We start from the raw sequence: 20,329 nt of genomic DNA, 5'->3' as shown, positions 1-20,329 counted from the left end.
CAACAGAGCAGGATTTTTCTTTATTTTGCTTGGTTAAAGGCTAATAAAAGAATATGGTTGCCGTGCTTACTGGTAAAGTCTTTTTCGAACTTTTTGATAGTATCCAGTTCTTCTGTAGACAAAGTCGCAAAGTTGATTTTGTCAGCGTGCATTGTAGGACTCCTTTCTATAATCGGCTTACTATTAATTTTGCCAATTATAGAATTTATATGCCGGAATCTACAAGCGGCCGCTGCAGTTTAGAACATTGCGGATTTTATGTTTGACCATGCCTTTAATGGCTTCGCGGGCTGGTTTCAGATATTGCCGGGGGTCAAAGTCAGATGGATTATTGGCAAAATGTTCTCTGACAGAAGCAGTCATAGCCAGACGGAGGTCGGTATCAATATTAATCTTGCAGACACCCATTTTACCAGCTCTGAGCAGCATATCTTCGGGAACGCCTTGGGCGCCTTTGATTTGGCCGCCAAATTGGTTGCATTTATCCACAAACTCAGGTAGTACAGTAGAAGCACCATGCAATACCAGCGGGAAGTTGGGCAACAGTTTGGAAATGGTTTCAAGACGGTCAAAATCAAGTTTGCATTCACCTTTAAATTTATAAGCGCCATGACTGGTGCCGATAGCAATTGCCAGGGAATCTACTCCTGTACGCTCCACAAACTCTACGGCTTGATCAGGGTCGGTATATGTAGCATCTTTGGCACTGACATTAACGGCGTCCTCGATACCGGCAAGACGACCAAGCTCGGCTTCAACGACAACACCGCGCTCATGGGCATAGTCTACAACTTTTTTAGTGAGTGCAATATTTTCTTCAAACGGGAGTTTGGAGCCGTCTATCATAACTGAACTGAAGCCGCCGTCAATGCAAGATTTGCAGATTTCAAAATCCTCGCCATGATCCAGATGCAAACAGATCGGCAAGTTAGAATCTTCCAGGGCCGCCTCGACCAGTTTAATTAAATAGATGTGTTTGGCATATTTACGAGCGCCGGCAGATACCTGAAGGATGAGCGGTGCCTGCTCTTCCTTGGCGGCCTCAACAATGCCCTGAATAATTTCCATGTTATTGACGTTAAATGCGCCAACAGCATATTGGCCTGCATAAGCCTTTTTGAACATCTCCTGTGAAGTTACTAATGGCATGGAAATCCCTCCTATGTTTTCCTAAGAACCAGATATATTATAGCATATTTCAAATACATTATAGCATATTTAGATATTATTTCCCAAGTTTGCTGATAAGATTAATTAGATCATCCGGCAAAGAACTAGTCAAGTCAAGCTGCTGTTTGGTAACCGGATGTGGCAGAATCAGCCTGGCTGCATGCAGAGCCTGGCGATTAATCTGATCAACAGGACCACCGTAGAGGTCATCTCCCTGCAGCGGACAGCCGATATACTGCAGGTGAACCCGTATCTGGTGGGTGCGTCCTGTTTCCAGCAGGATTTCAAGCAAACTGGCATGTTTGAAGTTTTCCAGAACGCGATAACGGGTAAGGGCGTGCTGACCGTCGGGACGCACCTCTCGTTCAATAATACTGTCAGTTTTACGGCCAATCGGGGCATCAATTACTCCGCAGGCAGGAGTCGGAATGCCGGTAGCGACCGCCAGGTACTGTTTAACGATATATTGTTGATTTTGATTAAGCCAGTGCTGAATATCGGGACGCTTGGCAATAAGTATCAGGCCTGAGGTATTACGGTCAAGGCGGTTGACAGGGTGGAAGCCGCAGGAGTAGTGCTGCAGGCTATAGTAATGCATAATTGCATTGCCTAATGTACCGGAACGCTCTCCGGTTGCCGGATGTACCAGCATGCCTGCCGGTTTATTAGCTGCCAGCAGCCATTCATCCTCATAGATAATTGAAAGCGGCAGGTTTTCGGCAATAATGGACGAGGTTTCCGGCCAAGTGACAGTAATGGTGTCTCCGGGATAAACCGTGTCGGAGACTGCCGCTGGCTGGCCGTTAATGGCAAGGGTTCCATTTGTTTTTATCTTACGCCATAATGTTAGCGAGAGTCCGGCCTGCCGCCGTAAAAAATCCTTTAGTGGCAGGGCAGAACAGGTTAGTGGGACAGTAAAATCAGGCATAGTCACTCCTGGGATGCTGAATATACATTAAGTATAGCCTATTATTCGCAATACTAGAATAAAAATCCTCTAAAAGCAAGAAAACACGGCTTGCGCTGAGTTTGGCAAGCTGTGTTTTCTTGTTTATCTGACGGCTAAGCCCCTGGATAAGGTTGATGCATAAAAAATATAGGAGGCAAGCCGCCTCCCTGCAAACATGAAAGTCTCAGAACATATTTTGCACCATGCTTATCATCATGGCTATGTGCTCGCGCTCTGTTGCTATGGATTCTTTAATATAATCGCCCATTGGATTTGCTCTTAGCCCATAGTAGTAGGTAAACCGGCGATGCCGCCGGATAAGCCCTAAAAGGAGTGCCAGAAGCAATAGGCGACTGCCCAAAAATTGCCGCTCAGTGTCTGCCTGCTCGTTGTCGCGCATTTTAAAACTGTATTTTTTCGTTATGGCTGCCAAATTATCGTCATGCATACATATCATGTGTAAAGTGTCCAAATAGCCTTCCCAATGGTTTTCGGCCATAGTGATAAGTGTATCGCGCATGCCGTCGCTGGCATGTTCTGACGCCTCTACGGCTGTATACATAAGCTCAAGCTGCTCAATAGCTTCCTGATGTAATAGTATCATGTGCGCCGGGTCAACGGCTAACGGCCGACGGCTGAATATTTTCTTCATCGGGACATCAGCTCCTCTGCCAAGGCATTAACGAAGTTTATCTGCGACCGCCTTTGAAGGGAGCGATAAAGCGGATCATCTTGATTGGTACATGCAGTGAAATGGAGCGCCGGCAAAAGCTACTGTTAACTATGATGTAATCGCAGCCTACATAGCAAATGGTGCCGCAGAATGTGGAACCTTTACGGTCAATCATAGCGTCGGTGCCGAGGAGAACTTCATCGCCTAAAAAGCAGAGCAGGCGGTCTTTGAAGTTATCCCGCTGCATTTTATACGCCATAGGGTCTTCCATGAATTGGTCATCACAGCACATCATGTCTTTATCCGGATAATCACAACACATTCCGGCTTCCGGACCATACCAATGAGGATATCTGGTTTCCATAAATATCAATGACCTCCTTTATTTACCTTAAGAAAAATAATGATGATTTTTATATATTCTCTTTCTACTTCAGCATATGAAGTTCAAAAACATAATGTTACAGCCGTCAACAATTTAAGAGTTGAATTATAATTAGGACTCTAGTACTAGTGGCTGGCGATGAAAACAGGCAGGAAAAAAGCGGTATGTGACGAATATATAAGCTATCTTTAAATATAAGTAGGTGAATCTTGGCTCAATGGAGTTTATGAAAAATAGTAATATTATTCTCATGGGTTTTTTAGTATGGGTGATTATTGCGCCGCGCGCGAGTAGTCCGCGATATGGCGAACTATTTTTAGCCTATATGGCAGCACTGTTATTCAGTCTTATCGGCAGTTCAGAGCTTATGATGACAAAGCCGGTCGCCTTTTTCTTTACCTTAGGCGGAGTACTGGCTTTTTGTTATGTTGTAGCACGCAAAACTGTTAGAATAACTATTCGAAAGTAAGGAGGATTTTTTATGTCTTCTCATCCTGATAAAAAGTCAGCCCGGGTACGACGGGATAATAAACCTAACGAACGAGCTGAAGTCAGGTATTTCAAGGGTGAAGAGCAATTTGAACGCTGGCGTAAAGAGTTTGTTCAGCATCAGGATTATGAGCTTAAGTTAGCCGCTGTCAGCAAAGTTACCTATAGCCCGGTGGATTTTGAATCGTTACTGGTGACTGAGCCTTTTCCCGAGCTGAAGTTAACTGATTATAGTTATCTAGTCGACAAAGCTGCAAGTAATATGGAAGGTAAGTATGTTTACCCTGTTGCTGCCAGAATCGCGGCCATTGTCTGTTTGGTCGGTGTATTGGCAATACTTTTTAGCCCAATGACTCTTTTAATCACGGCTGCGTTTGGAGTTGCGGTCGCAGTATCTCTGCATTTTACTATAAAGGACAGGGAAGAGGCTATAAAGAAGGCCAAACTTGAGGCTATGGAAGAAATCGGCGGGCGCAATGCCCAGGAACGTCTGGCTTACGAAGAAGCCAGACGTCAATATGAAGAAAAAGAGGAGTCACGAATCACGCTCATCAACCAATTGATGGCCGGGGAAGCTGCTGCCGTTCGCTCCCGGGTGGACGAGGTGCTTAACCAAGTAAAACTGCCGGTAGTTGTTGAAGTTGAGATTGATTTTTACAGGAATATTCCGCTGGCGAAGGTATACCTGCCAACCAAAGGCGTTATTCCCAAACAACTTTGCGAGATTTTACCGACAGGCCGTCTTCAGTATCAGGATAAAGATACCCGGGTGTTTAATAAACAATATTTTGAACTTAGTGCGGCCATTATCTTACAGATTGCATCGACAATTTTGGCCCATATACCCTCCTTTCAAGAGGTATATGCTGCCGGCATTGTTAAAAACGAATTTAGTGATGATTGTGTAATTGCTGTAAAAATTCACCGAGATAAGATTGACTGCATCAACCGGGCAGCTAATGCCATTGCTGCCATACAAGCATTTGATGCCGTATACGAATGTGATACTTCGTTAGCGCTCTATCCTATAGATATGTTGTATCCGCCTGAATGGGAAGGGGTCGACAAGCAGCAACTGAAAAGTTTGAAGGTGCGAATATTTAAATAATAATCCCGGATACTATAGCGGAAAGAAAAATTTTCACTATGTATTGAAAGTAACAGGAATTTAATTTTTTATGAAGAATAATAATTATTATTAAGTAAAAAATAAAATAATCTGGAGGGAAATATCTGATGAAAATTGCTGATTTAGTACAAAGTGCTGATTGGAAAGCTGAAAAACATGTGCCGGTAATCGATGCGCCAGCCCAAGCAAAAGCTGGGGAAAAAGTTACTGTAGAAGTTTGTGTAGGCAAAGAAATTGCTCATCCGAACACAACAGAGCACCATATTCGCTGGATAAAGCTTTACTTTAAACCTGATAGCGGCAAATTTGCCTATGAAGTGGCAGCTTTCGAATTTGCCGCTCACGGTGAATCGGTGGAGGGCGCCAACAAAGGACCCGTTTATACCGAACCGTTTGGTAAGGCTGTTGTTAAATTAAATGTTTCCGGTACATTTGTTGCTGAAGCCTACTGTAATATTCATGGTTTATGGGAAGGGTCCAAGGCCATTTCTGTGGAAGAATAGTATATGATTTTTTGAAAGGTCAGAGAGGGTGACTCCTGACTTTTCTTTATTTTATTTTGATTTTGCCGGAGTGTTCAATTATTTAATTTCTTGTTATTTTTGTCCACAGGTAGAAGGATATTGTGTTTGTATGGAGAATATAAACTGCCATGCTGAATTACATGCTGTATAATAAAGGGGGATAGGCATGGCACTAATTGTAAAAAAATTTGGCGGAAGCTCAGTAGCTACACCAGAAAAAATTATGGCAGTTGCCAGGCGGGTATTGCAGGAAAAAAAGCCTGACGATAAAATTGTTGTTGTTGTGTCAGCAATGGGAGATACTACCGATGACTTGATAAGTTTGGCTAAGGCAGTTACAGATCAACCTGTTGCCAGAGAAATGGATATGCTGCTGGCAACAGGCGAGCAAGTATCTATTGCACTTTTAGCCATGGCATTTACCAAATTAGGACATGCGGCCGTGTCCATGACCGGTTTTCAAGCCGGCATAACCACCAATGAGGTTTTTAACAAGGCCAGGATTACCGGCATTGATCCTGCAAAGGTAGTTACTGAACTTAATGCCGGCAAGATTGTAGTGATTGCGGGTTTTCAAGGTTTGACAAAAGCCGGGGATATTACCACATTAGGACGGGGTGGTTCTGATACTACCGCCGTGGCAGTGGCCGCAGGATTAAAAGCTGACCATTGCGAAATTTACACTGATGTGGATGGCATTTATTCTACCGATCCCCGGATTGTTCCGACTGCCAGACGGATGAAGGAGATTACACATAACGAAATGCTTGAAATGGCTCGTCTGGGTGCCGGTGTAATGCATCCGCGTTCAGTGGAATTGGGTAAGCACTATGGCATGCCAATTCATGTTCGTTCCACCTTTACAAATGAATCAGGCACATTTATCAGGGAGGAATATACGATGGAAGAAAAAGAGTTTGTAATTCGTGGCGTAACCCATGACACCAATGTGGCTAAAATTGCCGTATTAGGAGTTCCCGACCGGCCAGGAATCGCCTATAAAATATTCTCTACTCTGGCTGATGCCAATGTTGATGTGGATATGATAGTACAAAGCGTACGCGTTATGGACAAACACATAATCGACATGGTGTTCACGATTGCTCAGGGAGATGTTTCCCAGGCCAGGCTTATTTTAGAGAAGCTTGCTGAAGAAATGGAATTCAGCGGTCTACTCATTGATGAAAATGTAGCTAAAGTGTCGGTAGTCGGCGCCGGCATGTTAGGCAACCCCGGTATTGCTGCCGCTACCTTTGGCGCATTGGCTGATGCCGGTATCAATATCGCGGTTATCAGCACTTCTGAAATCAGCATATCCTGTTTGATTGAAGAGGACAAAGCCAAACAAGCCGTTAATGCTATTCATGCCCGCTTCTTTCCCGCATAACACTGCAAAGTAATGAAAGCACCAGCCTCCGGCAAGAGGCTGGTGCTTGTTTTTATTCAAGCGCTTCTGATACAAAAATTACAATGTATCGATTGTGTAATACAGGCCAACCTATAAACAGGCACCAAAAATAAAAACAAATGGAGGTTTTGCGTAATGTCAAGGACGAGAAAACCAGTGAACCCTGCAGCGCAAAATGGCCTAGACCGTCTAAAGGAAGAAACGGCTGCCGAGCTTGGTCTTAAAGACTACAAAAACACCTACAAAGGCGCTCTGACTTCGGCCGATAACGGCCGGGTAGGGGGACATATGGTTCGCAAGATGATTCAAAGCCGCGAAACTCAATTTGGACAAGGAAGTGTACAGGCTACTAATGGGACTGCCACAGCTGCACATGACGTCAACCAAAAACCTTAAGCAGGCATAAGCCTGCTTTTTCTCTTCCTAACAGAAAGCATACCTTTCTTAAAAGCAGGATAAAGGCAACAGCGACTTCCGCTGCGACGCGCCTGGATGGCATAGCAATTCGGCCCGCCAAAGGCTCGGTGTAAGCCGTGTTTTCTTTATAAAAAAACTCTTTTTTGCCAAATTTTAAACAGGAAATATAATGGTATAACCAGAATAAGTATATAATAGGTTTAAATCCGTACGTTTTGAATTTTATTTGGGCCTATTTGAAGAAGGAGTGCATTGTGTGAAAACGGCATTAATAAAACATTTATCCAGCCATGTCGGTGAACAAGTAACTGTGCAGGGCTGGGTGTACAATCAGCGCTCTTCCGGAAAAATTACTTTTATTATTCTCCGGGATGGTTCTGGACTGATGCAGGGAGTTGCCGTTAAGCAGGAAGTGGGTGAAACGCTTTTTGGCGAAGCCAAAAAACTTACTCAGGAAAGTGCTGTCAAATTAACGGGAATTATCCGCGAGGAGCCGCGTTCGGTGGGCGGTTACGAAATGCAAGTCACCGGTCTGGAGATAGTCAGCATTGCTGAGGACTATCCTATTACCCATAAAGAGCATGGCGTGGATTTTCTGGCTGAACACCGCCATTTGTGGATTCGTACGCCACGCCAGGCTGCCGTATTACGTATCCGCTCAGAAATTGAACATGCACTGAGAAACTTTTTTTATGAGCGTGACTTTGTCCTGGCCGACGCGCCGATTATTACGCCGGCGGCTTGTGAAGGCACGACCAACTTGTTTGAGATTGACTATCATGGTGAAAAAGGCTATTTATCACAAAGCGGTCAGCTTTATAATGAAGCAAACGCCATGGCTTTGGGACGCATATATTGTTTTGGTCCCACTTTCCGGGCGGAAAAATCCAAAACTCGCCGGCATTTGCTGGAGTTTTGGATGATTGAGGCAGAAATGGCTTATTTCGACCTGGATGCCAACATAGAGCTCCAGGAAGAAATGATTTGTTATGTTGTCCAGCGTGTCCTTAACAAATGTCAAAATGAGCTGAAAACCTTAGAACGCGATATAGAAAAGCTGAAAGCTATCAAACCGCCGTTCCCGCGCATTAGCTACACTGAGGCTGTGGAGCTGTTAAAGCAGGCGGGTGAAGAGTTTACCTGGGGCGATGATTTTGGTGCACCGCATGAGACCATTATTTCCAACCACTTTAACGCACCGGTATTTGTACATCGTTATCCGGCAGCAATTAAAGCTTTCTATATGAAACCCGATCCTGATAATCACCAAGTGGTTTTAGGCGCCGATCTCCTGGCCCCTGAGGGCTATGGAGAAATTATTGGCGGCGGCCAGCGCATTGATGATTTGGCATTATTGGAGCAGCGTATTGCGGAGCACAAACTGCCCCAAGCTGCGTTTGAGTGGTATTTGGACTTGCGCCGGTTTGGCACTGTGCCACATTCCGGCTTTGGTTTGGGGCTTGAACGCACGGTGGCTTGGCTGTGTGGTTTGGAGCACATACGCGAGACGATACCTTTCCCGCGCATGCTTCATAAAATGTATCCGTGAGACTGCAGCTAAACAATAAAAAACAGAGGATAATTTAAAAACAAAGTATATATAGGGGGAGATAATATGACAGTAAGTATTGCCGCAACACATGCGAGAGGTAAATTTGCTACAGACAAAATTTTCGGAGCGGCCGCTGCCGCTAATAAGGATGTTGCCCAATATGGCAAAGCAATGGTGGTAAATGCCACCATTGGTGCAATTTTAGATGACAATGAGGCATTGGTTTGTCTGCCTACTGTGGAAAAAGTATACCGTAGCCTGCCAATAACTGAAGTAATCAACTATGCGCCTATTGCCGGCCTGCCTGAGTTTTTGGATGCAGCAACAGCGTTAGCCTTTGCCGATAACCGTCCTGATGCTTACACCGAGGCGGTAGCCACTTCCGGCGGTTCGGGCGTACTTCATCATACAATTGCCAACTATACCGAGCTTGGTGATACTTTGCTTACTTCTGACTGGTATTGGGGCCCCTACAAAGTATTGTGTGAAGATGCGCTGCGCAAGCTGGATACATACACCCTGTTTGACGAGAACCAAAACTTTAATATTAAGTCATTTGAAAGCAAAGTTACCGAACTCTTAGCCAAACAAAACAATTTGGTGACCATAATCAATACTCCGGCTCATAATCCGACCGGTTACAGTTTGGCAGATAACGAATGGGACGGCGTATTGGAGGTAGCCAAGGCGGCAGCAAAAGATCAATCAAAACGGCTTGTCCTTTTGGTGGATATTGCATATCTTGACTATGCGGGTGAAAAAAACGAATGCCGTGCCTTCATGAAAAAATTCAGTAACCTTCCTGATAATATTCTCGTTATTTTAGCCTTCAGCATGTCTAAAGGCTATACGATGTATGGTCAGCGTACCGGAGCCATGATTGGCATTTCTCAAAGCAAAGATGTAATCAAGGAATTTGCTGATATTAACCAATTCACCAGCCGGGCGACCTGGTCTAATATCAACCGCGGCTGCATGCGCCTGTTATCCACTATTTACAATGATAAGGCCATTCTAGCTCAGGTGGAGAAAGAGCGCAGCGAATATTATGCAATGATTCGTGAACGTTCGGAAATTTTTGTCCGTGAGGCTAAAGCCGCTAACCTTCATATGCTGCCCTATATCGCAGGTTTCTTCCTGACTATTCCTTCCAATAATCCTGAAGCGGTATGTGATAAATTGCATGAGGATCACATTTTTGCCGTACCACTGGCTAAAGGTGTTCGCGTAGCCGTATGCGCTGTACCGTCTGCCAAAATTACCGGCATGGCTGCTAAAATGGCTCAGGCCATGGCAGTGGTTGAAAAGTAACACCTAAAACCAAAAGCAAGATTGCTTCGCGTTAGCGCAGCAATCTTTTTTTTTTCACCAGGTCACCTCTTATTACATAAAATATAATATACTTTTGAGAAATGTAGATGAGGTGAGAAAATGGCTGACAATTTAGCGATTGCTTATCTTCGGGGAGGGCCGCTTGCGCCTGAAATTAAAGGAGAGGTAACTTTCCGCAGTGTACGAGGCGGTACCAAGGTCACTGTTGAGGTTTGGGGCTTACCCCGCTATCAGCCGGCAAGTAACGGAAAACAGCCGGTCGGACCTCATGGTTTTCATCTTCATGAACGGGGAACTTGCAAAGTGGGAGATCCGGATGATCCTTTTATGGCAGCCGGCGGACACTGGAATCCTGGTAATCAGCCGCATGGCAACCATGCCGGTGATTTTCCTGTACTTTTTTCAAACAAGGGATTTGCCTATATGTCTTTTTTTACCGATAAATTTACCGTTGCCGAAGTTATTGGCAAGGCGGTTATTATTCATGAAAGTCCTGATGATTATCGAACCCAGCCGTCAGGTAATTCTGGACGACGGCTGGCCTGCGGGGTAATCAGAAGATGTCAGGATAGTTAATATAAGATTTTACCATTGTTTGAACACATCGGTGCGGGAAATACTAGTGCAAAGGAGGTCGATAGCTATGCTTTGCCATCAAAACAACTTAATGGGTGAATCCACACTTGCGTTTCCCCGCACCGGTTTTTGGATTGTGCATATTTTGGGAGGGTTATTTCTTATTTCGCTAGGTATGCGGCTGGTGGTAAGAAAAGCGCCTGTCCCCTTACTGGTTTACAGGTTGTTTAAAATGCTGCAGTAAAGATAAAGTGGAAAACCGCTAAAACAAGAGGTCAGCTTTTCCCTAGTGACAGGGAAAGCTGACCTCTTGTTTTTAGGGGAAATGATTATTTAAGCACCATCATTTCAGTAGCTTTTACCAGCGCAGTAACCTTATCTCCAGGAGCCAGCTTCAAATCTTCTACCGAATCGACAGTTATAGCGGCTACCAGTTCGGTGCCTTTATAATCCATAACAACCTTTGCCATCACAGAACCTTTAACCACTTCTTTTACTGTTGCCTCTAATTTGTTTCTGCCGCTGATTTTCATGATGTAATCAATCTCCTTTTTATTTTGAATTTACTTTATATAACAAATTATAACATGGAAAATTATGAAAAAAAACAGGAAAAACAAACACATCGTCATGGCTACAGCTAACAATATTACAGTTTTAACTAAAAAAATAAAAAATAAACAAAAAAAGGAGCTGTCGTGAACATTTTATAAAAACGTTCACGACAGTGTCCTTTTTGGCATTATGATCTTGTACATTGCCGATATTCAACTGTTACAACAAATGTTTTTGTTACGGTATGTGCTTTAAGCGACAGTATAAATTTTTACATCAGGGGCGGCGCTCCAGAGTGGTTTTAATCCGACAAAGACATCATTTTTGAACATTTCAGTGTCAAGATAGGCTTTTGCATTTTCAACGCTATCAAAGCCATGAAGAACTTGTACATCTTCGTCACGGACAAGCAGCTCTTTAGTCTGGGCTCCTTTGATTTGGTTTAGGAAAGGTTGCCGGTAATCGGTATAAACCTTTGCTGCTGCTGGCCGTTTGGCACTCTCAATGACCATCGTAATTTCCAAATATGCTTTTACACTCATGTCATTACCTCCACGTACTTTGTTGATAAGTTAACCACAATCAAAGTATAACAAGGCAAGTTGGAGTAGCAAATATGTTAGTAAATTTATAAGTATCTAATAATTTTAATAGTAATGGCGTTATAATAGCTGATCACATGTTTTACAAGGCGGGAGCTTTTTGCTTAATTGGTCTTTGGTCTGTTGTCGTGACCAAAGGCAAATGCTCTGAAGAATGGGTAATACAGACTGTCCTTTTTTAGTCAAAGAATATTCGACCTTTGGCGGTATTTCATTATACTGTTTGCGGCTAATAATTTCATCTGCAATAAGCTCCTTTAACATAGCAGCGAGCACAGCGTCAGTTATATTGGCAAGCTCTTTTCTAAGTTCATTGTAACGCATAACGCTGTGGGCAGACAGAACACAGATTATTCTTGATTTCCATTTGCCGCCAAAGATATCAAGTCCATATTCGAGAGGACACATAAATGTTTTTTCTAGTTTGGGTTCATATTTCATAGTAAATCACCGTACCTTATATTTTATAGTAACTATAGCAACGGAAAATGATAGTGTCAATATACTGGGAAATCTTATATAAGCCGAAATTTTATGCTATGTTTTTTCATAGTAACTAATCAATTTATTAATATTTACACCATTGTAAGGTTAAGGTATATTTAAAGTTAAAGTTTCCATTAACAAAATAGAACAATGGACTAAACTTATAAAATCTGTATAAGGCAGGAGATATAATGTTCGAGTACGAAACTAGAGGTGTATGTTCAAAAAAAATTCAATTTGAGATTCAGGATAATATAGTTAGGAAAGTGTCTTTTTTAGGTGGTTGTAATGGCAATCTACAAGGTATCGGCAGTTTGGTTGAAGGAATGAAAGTGGAGGAGGTTATTAATAGACTCGAAGGGATAAAATGTGGAGGGAAAAATACATCTTGTCCGGCGCAACTGGCGATAGCGTTAAGACAGCAGGCCGTATCTCAGGTTGTACCAAACGCTTGAGTATGAAAAAGATCCAGATATCTCAAGCTTTTGCAGAAAAAAACAGCAATTTCAGGGGGCTTATTCATGAAGAATAGCAAGTATGTTGGCAAAATTGATGATCTCCCACTAGTCGATTGCTCTGATTTCATCTTAGGGGCTGAAAAGCGTATCGTTTTTGGCCCGGATCGATTTGGGGATGCCTATGTTATGCGTTGCTTTACATTAGAGCCCTATTCTGTGGCACCACCCAACCAGCACCCTTGGGAGCACTATGCTCTGTGCATCGGCGGAGAAGGAAAATTTATAGTTGGGAACACCGAGTATGATATTGCCAATGGTTACTGGATGCATGTTCCCGGCAACATCTCTCATATTTTCTGGAATACTTCGGATAAAGAACCGCTTGTTATTATTTGCATTGTTCCCAAAGGTGGAGACGTAAATCCATTTACTACTGCTAGGCCCACTCACCAGGAATGCAGTTTTTGATAATAGTGGTATATCTGTAATAAAAACAAAACAGACGATTCAAAAAGTAGAATCGTCTGTTTTGTTTTTTATAATTAGCATCCGTAGGGATTGTTCTGGCACTGTTCGCATTTTAAGCAACGAACAGGATTTTTCTTATTATTCAGCAGATGGAACAATCCCCAACGGCGGATTTCTTTCATAATGTTAACCATGCCGACCCCCAGTTTTGTCAGCGAGTATTCCACTCTGGGGGGATTTTCCTGATAGTCGATTCGCACAACAAGTCCATCGTCCTCAAGCTCCCGCAGCTGATCTGTCAAGACTTTATGGGAGATATTGGGGATGGCGCGCATAAGTTCACCAAACCGTATACTTTCGTAGGTGAGCAGTTCCTTAATGATGGTAAGCTTCCATTTTCCGCTAATCATGGACAAGGTGGTTTTGATGGGACAACTTTCAGGAGTCATGCTAATTCCCCCCAGATAAAAAATTAACGCTAGCCAGTTACCAAAAAGTGCGTATCCAGTCACAAAAATGTGCGTACTTGTAAAAGAATCATCTAGATTATATATTGAATACATAATAAAAGTCAAACGCAAGACTATGCAGTTATATAGTAAAGGCATTGATAAAAATCTGCCTTTAGAAAGGCTTGCATTTGCTTAAAAAATGGAGGTTTTATGTATGGAAAATGTTAAGTATGTTGGTAAAATTGATGAATTGCCGTTAATCGACTGTTCCGAATTTATTAAAGGAGCTGAAAAGCGCATTATTTTTGGGCCAGGCCGATTTTGGGATACCCATGTCATGCGCTGCTTCAAATTAGCTCCCGGTTCTGTGGCACCGGAAAACCAGCATCCTTGGGAACACCAGGCTTTGTGCGTTGGCGGCAAAGGGAAATTTGTCATTGGCGACACCGAGTACGATATTGCCGGTGGTTCCTATATGTTCGTGCCTGGTAACATCCCTCACACCTTCTGGAATACTTCTGAGACTGAGCAGCTTGTGATTATCTGCATCGTTCCCAAAGAAGGCGATGTAAATCCTCTTACCGCCAGCCCGGAACAGAAAAAATTTAGTTTCTGTTAATAAGGAGTTGAACACTATATGCCAATGAAAACCCATAAAGTCACTATACAGCAAAAAAACGCAGTTTGCATGGAATTTGAGGCTCGCGGACTTAAAACCTTGGTTGACGAACCGTTAACATCCGGCGGCACCAATCTTGGCCATACTCCGGTTGAACTACTTTTGGGAAGTCTCGGTTCGTGCTTGGCGATCACCACATTTATTTTTGCATCCATGCAAGGCATTCCTATCACCGATATTCGGGTAGAAGTAGAGGGTGACATGAATAATGATGGTTTGACAGGTGTTGATCCATCAATGCCGACAGGCTTTCAAAGCATTCGCTATCACTTCTTTGTCAAGAGTTCTGCTCCCGAAGAACGCATTCGTCAACTGGTAGAATTTGCGGAAGCAAAATGCCCGGTCGGTTCCACAATTCGTAATAGTGCAGCTATGTCTGAAGTCAAATTGACAATGGTTTGATACTTCTCCCGGCAATGTGACAGTAAGCTGCCCTGCCGGAGTAATGCGGCGGGGCAGCTATTTTATCCTTTTACACTTTACTGGGGGGATTATATCATGGAAATTAAAATCGGATTTATTATGGGCCCATCTCCTGTCACGGTAGGAGCGGTTACTGTGAAAGCAGGCGACTGTGTGAAGTCTGGGGACAAGCTCATGGAATATGAAACGCAGAAAGGCATTGTTCCTGTTGTGTCCTCAATTGACGGAATCGTGCAAAAGGTTTTTGTCACCCAAGGTGACAAGGTAACTGCAGACGATGTCCTATTTGAGGTAGCTGATGCTCTAAAGGGAACGGCAGCAGATGAAAATAGTGCTGGTATTACTAAAGAAATTGATGCTAACTGCGAACTATTGGTAATCGGTGCAGGTCCTGGCGGTTATGTCGCAGCCATCCGCGCAGCGCAAGCCGGGATCAAAACCACCATTGTTGAAAAAGGTGAGCTTGGCGGCACTTGTCTTAATGAAGGCTGCATCCCTACCAAAGCATTTGTCAAAACCGCCCAGTTATTCCGCGAGATTGCGGAAAGCGAACTGTATGGTATTCATGTACAAGACGCCAAAGTGGATTTTGCCCAGGCCTTCCGCCGTAAAAATGAAGTGCGGAAGCAATTGAAAGGCGGCGTGGATTCGCTACTGCGTGAGCACGGAGTTACTGTCTTGCGCGGGGAAGCCTTGTTCTGCTCTGATAAGCAGGTTGATGTTGTAGCAACTGATGCCATCTATCACGTAACTGCTAATAACATTATTATTGCTACAGGTTCCAAAATCTCGCAACTGCACATCCCGGGAGCACACCTTCCGCTTGTATTGAACAGCCAATCTGTGCTGGATTTGGAGCAGCTCCCGTCTTCCATTACAATTGTTGGCGGCGGCGTTATCGGTATGGAGTTCGCTTCGATTTTTGTCAGTATGGGTGTAAAAGTACATGTCGTCGAATTTTTAGATCATATTCTTGCTATGCTGGACAAGGATGTCTCAGGCGAACTGCAAAAGTTTTTACAAAACAAAGGGGTACAAATACACACCTCTGCCAAAGTGACAAGCATTGAAGCAAGCATTGACGGCCAGGCTATCGTAACCTATCAGCAGGGAGAAGAGCTCTTTAGATTGGCAAGTGAAAAAGTACTGATTTCCATTGGTCGCGAGCCGAACCTGGATATGCTGCAGTTAGAAAAAGCAGGTATCAGACTGTGGGAAAAGAAACGCGGCATTGAAGTGAATGAATTCATGCAGACGAATATTCCGCATATTTATGCAATTGGTGATGTTGCAAATATGATTCAGCTTGCTCATGTGGCCTCCCATCAAGGTCTTTGTGCTGTAAACAATATCTTGGGCCATGCGGAGAAAATGGACTATGCTGTTGTGCCTAATGTTATTTTCACCAATCCAGAAACAGCGGCAGTCGGCATGACGGAAGCAGAATGCGAAAAACAGCAAATCGCGTTCCAAATTGCCAAATTCCCTTACTACGCCAACGGCAAAGCACTGATTATGAATGAGACCAATGGGTTTGTAAAATTGATACAAGACAGTGCCAGCAAAAAGATTATCGGCGCAAGCATTATTGGGCCAGATGCAGATGCGGCAATTAACATACTGTCATTTGCCATTCGATTTGGTCTTACTGATAAGGATATAACCAGTGTTATCTTCCCGCATCCAACCACTAGTGAAGCCATTTTCGAATGTGCATCAGGCTTGACTAATACAGCCATTCATTTACATCAGAAGGATTATCTAAAATAAGAATACTGCCTGCCATTTACTACAAAGGGGATGCTATTTTTGCTGCTGGTACAAAACAATTCACTTGATCCTTATTATAATCTGGCGCTAGAGGAATATTTGTTGACAAATCTCCAGGAAGATGTTCTGTGCCTGTGGCGAAATAGGCCGACAGTGGTTGTCGGCAAAAATCAGAATACTTTGGAAGAAATTAATCTAGATTATGTCCAGCGTGAAGATATCAGGGTAGCTCGCCGCCTAACAGGCGGTGGAGCAGTTTATCATGATCTTGGCAATGTAAACTATACCCTAATCATACCTTACGCCCAAGACATATTCGGAGATTACGAAAAATTCACACAACCGATTATTGCATTTCTCAACACACTGGGAGTTACAGCAACTCTTTCTGGCAGAAATGATTTATGTATCGGGGAGCAGAAAATCTGCGGCAATGCCCAGGCAGTTGTGAATGGACGGCTGCTGCATCATGGCTGTATCCTATTTTCATCTGATTTAGCTGCGCTTACCGATGTACTGCGCCCCAATCCTGCAAAAATAGAAAGTAAAGGCATAAAATCGATTCGCAGCCGCGTTACTACCATTTTGCAGCAGCTAGAGGAAAAGATCAGCGTGGAGGAATTCTGCTCGGCACTGCAAGCGTATTTTTTGCAGGCTGTTCCCGACTTAAAGCCGTATACGCTGAGTACGCAGGAAACCAAGGCTGTCCGTGAACTAGCTCGCCACAAATATGCTTCCTGGGCATGGCAATATGGTGTTTCGCCTCAATATTCATGGAAAAAATGCCAGAAGTTTGCCCATGGATTTTTGGATGTCCGCATGGAAATCAGCGAAGGTAAAATTGAACAAATTACTATTTTTGGAGATTTCTTTGGCCTTGAGGATATTACCGAACTAGCTGACACTTTACGCGGCTGTCCTCATGAAAAATCAGCTATAATGGAGATTCTTGGGCAGACATCCATTGAACGGTATATCTACGGCGTGACTGCAGGGGATTTCTGTGCTCTATTAGTTTAAATAACAAGTTGCAATCTTATTACAAGGAGGTTCTTACATGTTTAAAAGCTTACAAGCAAGAAAATACTTTTATGTTATTCTTCCCTTGTTTATTGGATCAATCATTTCGTATCTTGATCGAGTCAATGTTGCCTTTGCGGCGCTAAGTATGAATCAGGATATGGGATTTTCCGCTGAAGAATATGGAATGGGAGCCGGTATTCTCTTTTTCGGTTATATGCTGTTTGGCGTTCCAGGGACACTGATCGCAGAACGCAGAGGTCCCCGTTCCTGGCTTGCTGTCATATTGGTGGTTTGGGGAGTGGTGTTAGCGTTCATGGCATTTATGCAAAATGCCACGCAGTTTTATATCCTGCGCTTTTTACTGGGAGCATTAGAGGCCAGCTTCTTTCCTGTTGTTTATGCTGTTATTATGCCGCGCTGGTTTAATACCAAGGAGAGACCGGCAGCTATGTCCCTTTTTCTATCGTCCATGCTCTTATCAGGAGTTATTGGCGCACCACTCGCCGGTTGGTTATTAGATGTTTCCATTTGGGGGCTCAAGGGCTGGCAAACCTTATTTATCCTGGAAGCGATTCCGGCTGTTGTCTTAGGTATTGCCTATTTATATTGGCTGCCAAACTCGCCTAAGGATGCTGTTTGGCTGTCATCAGAAGAGAAAGAGCTGTTGACCCAAGAATACGAGCAGGAAGTTGCCGCAAAAAACTCAGTCCGGAAATTTACCATTTGGGAATCTTGTAAGAATAAAAAAGTGCTGAAGCTTGCTGGAATCTACTTTTTGTGGATGACTGGTTTTTGGGGATTCAACTTCTGGATGCCCACTGCGCTTAAAGCGGTATCTGGTTGGTCTAACACCCAGATGGGCTGGCTTATCGCCATACCCATGACCATCGCTTTTTTTGGTTTCAATCTGTGGGGGATGTCTTCTTCTAAGTCAGGGGAAAAACGTTGGCACATGGCTTTGCCGTTATTCTTAGGTGCTATTGCGATGGGTGCCGGGCCGTTTGTTACGAATCCTTGGATGAGTCTTGTACTTGTCAGTCTTAGTGCATTAGGACTATATGTGGGACTGGGAATCTGGTGGTCTTATCCGACTACCTTCTTATCCGGTTCGGCTGCTGCCGCCGCGACAAGCTTAATTAACTCTATCGGCTTAATCAGCGGCTGGGTTGGGCCATATGTTACCGGTTATATGAAAAATGCGACAGGCTCATTTCAAGGGGCGTATATCGGAATGGCTATTTCTGTTGCCATCGCAGGTTTATTTATCCTAACGTTAGACAATGGGGTTGCGACTGGTAATACAGAAAAAAAGCATGATGCTATGCAGGATGTTAAGAACGCATAATTTATATTTTCTATTTTAAATAAAAAGTCCGGCGGTGAAATGTCAAGCCCCTAAAAGGCGAAAGATTTAAAGAAATGAGCAGATTGATCGTTAGAGTGGCCGAAAAAGGGAATAGCAAACAAACCCTGCCTGCCCCATTTTTTAACAGCAGGGAGTGAAGGGGGCGTAGAAATCTACGCCGGTTTGTAAAGCCGGTTATCTTTCAGCAGTCGAAAGACTAACCTGACCAATTTTCTGGCAGTTAAAGCGAGTGCGCGTTTATGCTGATACTTGTTGACCTCTTTGAATTTAAGGTCATAGTAGCGCTTGTACTCCGTGTCGCAACGCACGAGAGAATGGGCGGCTTCACACAAGTAGTATTTGAGGAAACGGTTGCCAGAGCGGATGAGGCGGGTATTGTGAGCTTCAAACATACCGGACTGGTGCTGAGACCAGGCAAGGCCGGCAAATTTAGCAAGAGCGGCTTGTCCATTAAAACGGTTGATATCGCCGATTTCGGCGATGATACCAGCGGAAAATACGGGGCCGATACCAGGAACCGAAGTCAATGTGTTGGGGATGTTGTCAAACTGGCGCTGAATTTCTTTATCTAGGGCTTTAATCTGAGACTGCATAGCGCGCATGGAGGAAATGGATAGGGCCAACACCTGATTTACGGAGTCAGTGACCGTCTTAGGGAGACGGTAAGAGCCTCTAGCGGCAGCTTGTAGCGCTTTAGCAATCTCCAGCGGTCGCGGAGAGCGATTTTTCCCTTTGTGCGCGATAAAAGAAGCCAGTTGGTCAATATCCATGTTGGCCATATCATCTGGGGTTTCAAACTCTTCAAAAAGCGCCAGCGCCGTCGCCCCGAAATTATCGGAGAAAATCTTCTCCTGGGTGAGACCGGAGCATTTCATGAAGAGATAGTTCATAAACCGCTGCTTTTCCCGTGTGAGATTTTGGACAGCGAAGAAGCGGGCGCGGGTTAGGTTTTGCAGAGCTTTGTAACGGTAATCGTCCATGTAGACCGGGGCAGTGATCCGGCCGAAGCGAAGATTGTCGGCGATGACGAAGGCGTCTATGAGATCGTTCTTGGGCAAATCAGAATAGGCATCCTTAAACTTTTTAACCTGCTTGGGATTGAGCACATGCAATTTGCGTTCGAACCGCCCCAGAGCGCCGTCTTCCCGCAGGAAATACAGCAGATTATTGCCGTAAACCGAAGTGGCTTCCATGCCAATCACGGCGGCGGACAGGTTCTTCTCCGTCAATGCGGCTACCACTCGCTTGGAGAGAGTCTGCGCCCCGCCGAGGTTGTTTTGGACCGAAAAGGAACTATGTTTGGAGCCGTCTGGCAACATGATGTATACTGCGTTATTACGGCTGCCTACATCAATGCCAACGAATAATGGATTCACAGTTTCACCTTCTTTCCTGGATGAATTTTGAGTCAACCGGCTTGGCAATACCCATGATACCGGAGCA

26 protein-coding genes are annotated in these 20,329 nt (G+C 44.0%); 16 read left to right on the top strand and 10 right to left on the bottom strand.

The window, feature by feature from the left end; all coding sequences use genetic code 11:
• Positions 1 to 20: 20 nt before the first annotated feature.
• The 5 genes from SPSPH_RS11990 to SPSPH_RS11970 all read right to left on the bottom strand — a co-directional run bounded on the left by SPSPH_RS11990 (position 21) and on the right by SPSPH_RS11970 (position 3,156).
• Entirely contained in the window at positions 21 to 152 is a 132-nt protein-coding gene (locus SPSPH_RS11990) for a hypothetical protein (RefSeq protein WP_255430409.1), read from the bottom strand.
• A 67-nt stretch (positions 153 to 219) separates the two neighbouring features.
• Positions 220 to 1,149 carry a class II fructose-1,6-bisphosphate aldolase gene (gene fba / locus SPSPH_RS11985; protein ID WP_075758199.1) on the bottom strand — a complete coding sequence of 310 codons (930 nt, stop codon included), beginning with the start codon at positions 1,147 to 1,149 and terminating at the stop codon, positions 220 to 222.
• Positions 1,150 to 1,225: 76 nt separating this feature from the next.
• Positions 1,226 to 2,098: an RluA family pseudouridine synthase gene (locus SPSPH_RS11980; protein ID WP_075758200.1), complete on the bottom strand. Its 873-nt coding sequence runs from the start codon at positions 2,096 to 2,098 to the stop codon at positions 1,226 to 1,228.
• 205 nt (positions 2,099 to 2,303) lie between these two features.
• Positions 2,304 to 2,771, bottom strand: coding sequence for a hypothetical protein (locus SPSPH_RS11975; protein WP_075758201.1), 468 nt, complete (start codon positions 2,769 to 2,771; stop codon positions 2,304 to 2,306).
• A gap of 37 nt (positions 2,772 to 2,808) precedes the next feature.
• Positions 2,809 to 3,156: a hypothetical protein gene (locus SPSPH_RS11970; protein ID WP_075758202.1), complete on the bottom strand. Its 348-nt coding sequence runs from the start codon at positions 3,154 to 3,156 to the stop codon at positions 2,809 to 2,811.
• 247 nt (positions 3,157 to 3,403) lie between these two features.
• Between SPSPH_RS11970 and SPSPH_RS11965 the strand changes: the two genes are divergently transcribed.
• The 9 genes from SPSPH_RS11965 (at position 3,404) to SPSPH_RS11925 (ending at position 10,848) form a co-directional block, all read left to right on the top strand.
• Positions 3,404 to 3,646: a hypothetical protein gene (locus SPSPH_RS11965; protein ID WP_223226076.1), complete on the top strand. Its 243-nt coding sequence runs from the start codon at positions 3,404 to 3,406 to the stop codon at positions 3,644 to 3,646.
• A gap of 12 nt (positions 3,647 to 3,658) precedes the next feature.
• Entirely contained in the window at positions 3,659 to 4,774 is a 1,116-nt protein-coding gene (locus tag SPSPH_RS11960) for a hypothetical protein (RefSeq protein ID WP_075758204.1), read from the top strand.
• 128 nt (positions 4,775 to 4,902) lie between these two features.
• Positions 4,903 to 5,298, top strand: a complete 396-nt coding sequence (locus SPSPH_RS11955) for a class II SORL domain-containing protein (RefSeq protein WP_075758205.1) — start codon at positions 4,903 to 4,905, stop codon at positions 5,296 to 5,298.
• 187 nt (positions 5,299 to 5,485) lie between these two features.
• Entirely contained in the window at positions 5,486 to 6,706 is a 1,221-nt protein-coding gene (locus SPSPH_RS11950) for an aspartate kinase (RefSeq protein WP_075758206.1), read from the top strand.
• 156 nt (positions 6,707 to 6,862) lie between these two features.
• Positions 6,863 to 7,123, top strand: coding sequence for an alpha/beta-type small acid-soluble spore protein (locus SPSPH_RS11945; protein ID WP_075758207.1), 261 nt, complete (start codon positions 6,863 to 6,865; stop codon positions 7,121 to 7,123).
• Between the two features lie 277 nt (positions 7,124 to 7,400).
• The gene (gene asnS, locus SPSPH_RS11940; protein ID WP_075758208.1) at positions 7,401 to 8,693 is read left to right on the top strand and encodes an asparagine--tRNA ligase; all 1,293 of its coding nucleotides are present in this window, start codon (positions 7,401 to 7,403) and stop codon (positions 8,691 to 8,693) included.
• Positions 8,694 to 8,759: 66 nt separating this feature from the next.
• Positions 8,760 to 10,007 carry a pyridoxal phosphate-dependent aminotransferase gene (locus SPSPH_RS11935; protein WP_075758209.1) on the top strand — a complete coding sequence of 416 codons (1,248 nt, stop codon included), beginning with the start codon at positions 8,760 to 8,762 and terminating at the stop codon, positions 10,005 to 10,007.
• Between the two features lie 120 nt (positions 10,008 to 10,127).
• A complete protein-coding gene (locus SPSPH_RS11930) occupies positions 10,128 to 10,604 on the top strand; it encodes a superoxide dismutase family protein (protein WP_075758210.1) in 477 nt (158 codons plus the stop codon).
• 67 nt (positions 10,605 to 10,671) lie between these two features.
• On the top strand, positions 10,672 to 10,848 hold the full coding sequence (locus SPSPH_RS11925) for a hypothetical protein (RefSeq protein ID WP_158027126.1): 177 nt from the start codon (positions 10,672 to 10,674) through the stop codon (positions 10,846 to 10,848).
• Positions 10,849 to 10,933: 85 nt separating this feature from the next.
• On the opposite strand, the gene SPSPH_RS11920 is transcribed toward SPSPH_RS11925, so the two are convergent.
• The 3 genes from SPSPH_RS11920 to SPSPH_RS11910 all read right to left on the bottom strand — a co-directional run bounded on the left by SPSPH_RS11920 (position 10,934) and on the right by SPSPH_RS11910 (position 12,202).
• A complete protein-coding gene (locus tag SPSPH_RS11920) occupies positions 10,934 to 11,137 on the bottom strand; it encodes a TOBE domain-containing protein (RefSeq protein ID WP_075758211.1) in 204 nt (67 codons plus the stop codon).
• A 273-nt stretch (positions 11,138 to 11,410) separates the two neighbouring features.
• The gene (locus SPSPH_RS11915) at positions 11,411 to 11,701 is read right to left on the bottom strand and encodes a hypothetical protein (protein ID WP_075758212.1); all 291 of its coding nucleotides are present in this window, start codon (positions 11,699 to 11,701) and stop codon (positions 11,411 to 11,413) included.
• 120 nt (positions 11,702 to 11,821) lie between these two features.
• Positions 11,822 to 12,202, bottom strand: a complete 381-nt coding sequence (locus SPSPH_RS11910; protein WP_075758213.1) for a winged helix-turn-helix transcriptional regulator — start codon at positions 12,200 to 12,202, stop codon at positions 11,822 to 11,824.
• Between the two features lie 236 nt (positions 12,203 to 12,438).
• Between SPSPH_RS11910 and SPSPH_RS11905 the strand changes: the two genes are divergently transcribed.
• Positions 12,439 to 12,702, top strand: coding sequence for a TIGR03905 family TSCPD domain-containing protein (locus tag SPSPH_RS11905; protein WP_075758214.1), 264 nt, complete (start codon positions 12,439 to 12,441; stop codon positions 12,700 to 12,702).
• Between the two features lie 66 nt (positions 12,703 to 12,768).
• Complete coding sequence (locus SPSPH_RS11900) at positions 12,769 to 13,173, top strand: cupin domain-containing protein (RefSeq protein WP_075758215.1); 405 nt, start codon at positions 12,769 to 12,771, stop codon at positions 13,171 to 13,173.
• 74 nt (positions 13,174 to 13,247) lie between these two features.
• Here SPSPH_RS11900 and SPSPH_RS11895 read toward each other — a convergent pair whose 3' ends face one another.
• On the bottom strand, positions 13,248 to 13,622 hold the full coding sequence (locus SPSPH_RS11895; RefSeq protein ID WP_075758216.1) for a winged helix-turn-helix transcriptional regulator: 375 nt from the start codon (positions 13,620 to 13,622) through the stop codon (positions 13,248 to 13,250).
• Between the two features lie 217 nt (positions 13,623 to 13,839).
• Between SPSPH_RS11895 and SPSPH_RS11890 the strand changes: the two genes are divergently transcribed.
• The 5 genes from SPSPH_RS11890 to SPSPH_RS11870 all read left to right on the top strand — a co-directional run bounded on the left by SPSPH_RS11890 (position 13,840) and on the right by SPSPH_RS11870 (position 18,865).
• The gene (locus SPSPH_RS11890) at positions 13,840 to 14,244 is read left to right on the top strand and encodes a cupin domain-containing protein (RefSeq protein WP_075758217.1); all 405 of its coding nucleotides are present in this window, start codon (positions 13,840 to 13,842) and stop codon (positions 14,242 to 14,244) included.
• An 18-nt stretch (positions 14,245 to 14,262) separates the two neighbouring features.
• Positions 14,263 to 14,706: an OsmC family protein gene (locus SPSPH_RS11885; protein ID WP_075758218.1), complete on the top strand. Its 444-nt coding sequence runs from the start codon at positions 14,263 to 14,265 to the stop codon at positions 14,704 to 14,706.
• Positions 14,707 to 14,802: 96 nt separating this feature from the next.
• On the top strand, positions 14,803 to 16,497 hold the full coding sequence (gene lpdA, locus SPSPH_RS11880) for a dihydrolipoyl dehydrogenase (protein ID WP_075758219.1): 1,695 nt from the start codon (positions 14,803 to 14,805) through the stop codon (positions 16,495 to 16,497).
• A 39-nt stretch (positions 16,498 to 16,536) separates the two neighbouring features.
• On the top strand, positions 16,537 to 17,517 hold the full coding sequence (locus tag SPSPH_RS11875; RefSeq protein ID WP_158027127.1) for a lipoate--protein ligase: 981 nt from the start codon (positions 16,537 to 16,539) through the stop codon (positions 17,515 to 17,517).
• A 37-nt stretch (positions 17,518 to 17,554) separates the two neighbouring features.
• Complete coding sequence (locus SPSPH_RS11870; RefSeq protein WP_075758221.1) at positions 17,555 to 18,865, top strand: MFS transporter; 1,311 nt, start codon at positions 17,555 to 17,557, stop codon at positions 18,863 to 18,865.
• A 173-nt stretch (positions 18,866 to 19,038) separates the two neighbouring features.
• Here SPSPH_RS11870 and SPSPH_RS11865 read toward each other — a convergent pair whose 3' ends face one another.
• Positions 19,039 to 20,262 (bottom strand): IS110 family transposase, encoded by a 1,224-nt coding sequence (locus SPSPH_RS11865; RefSeq protein WP_075756316.1) that lies wholly within the window; start codon positions 20,260 to 20,262, stop codon positions 19,039 to 19,041.
• Positions 20,263 to 20,329 lie beyond the last annotated feature (67 nt).

This window comes from Sporomusa sphaeroides DSM 2875 (genome assembly GCF_001941975.2).
Taxonomy (GTDB): domain Bacteria; phylum Bacillota; class Negativicutes; order Sporomusales; family Sporomusaceae; genus Sporomusa; species Sporomusa sphaeroides.
Note: the sequence above shows the minus strand (reverse complement) of the source record. Positions and strands in the feature narration are given on the sequence as shown.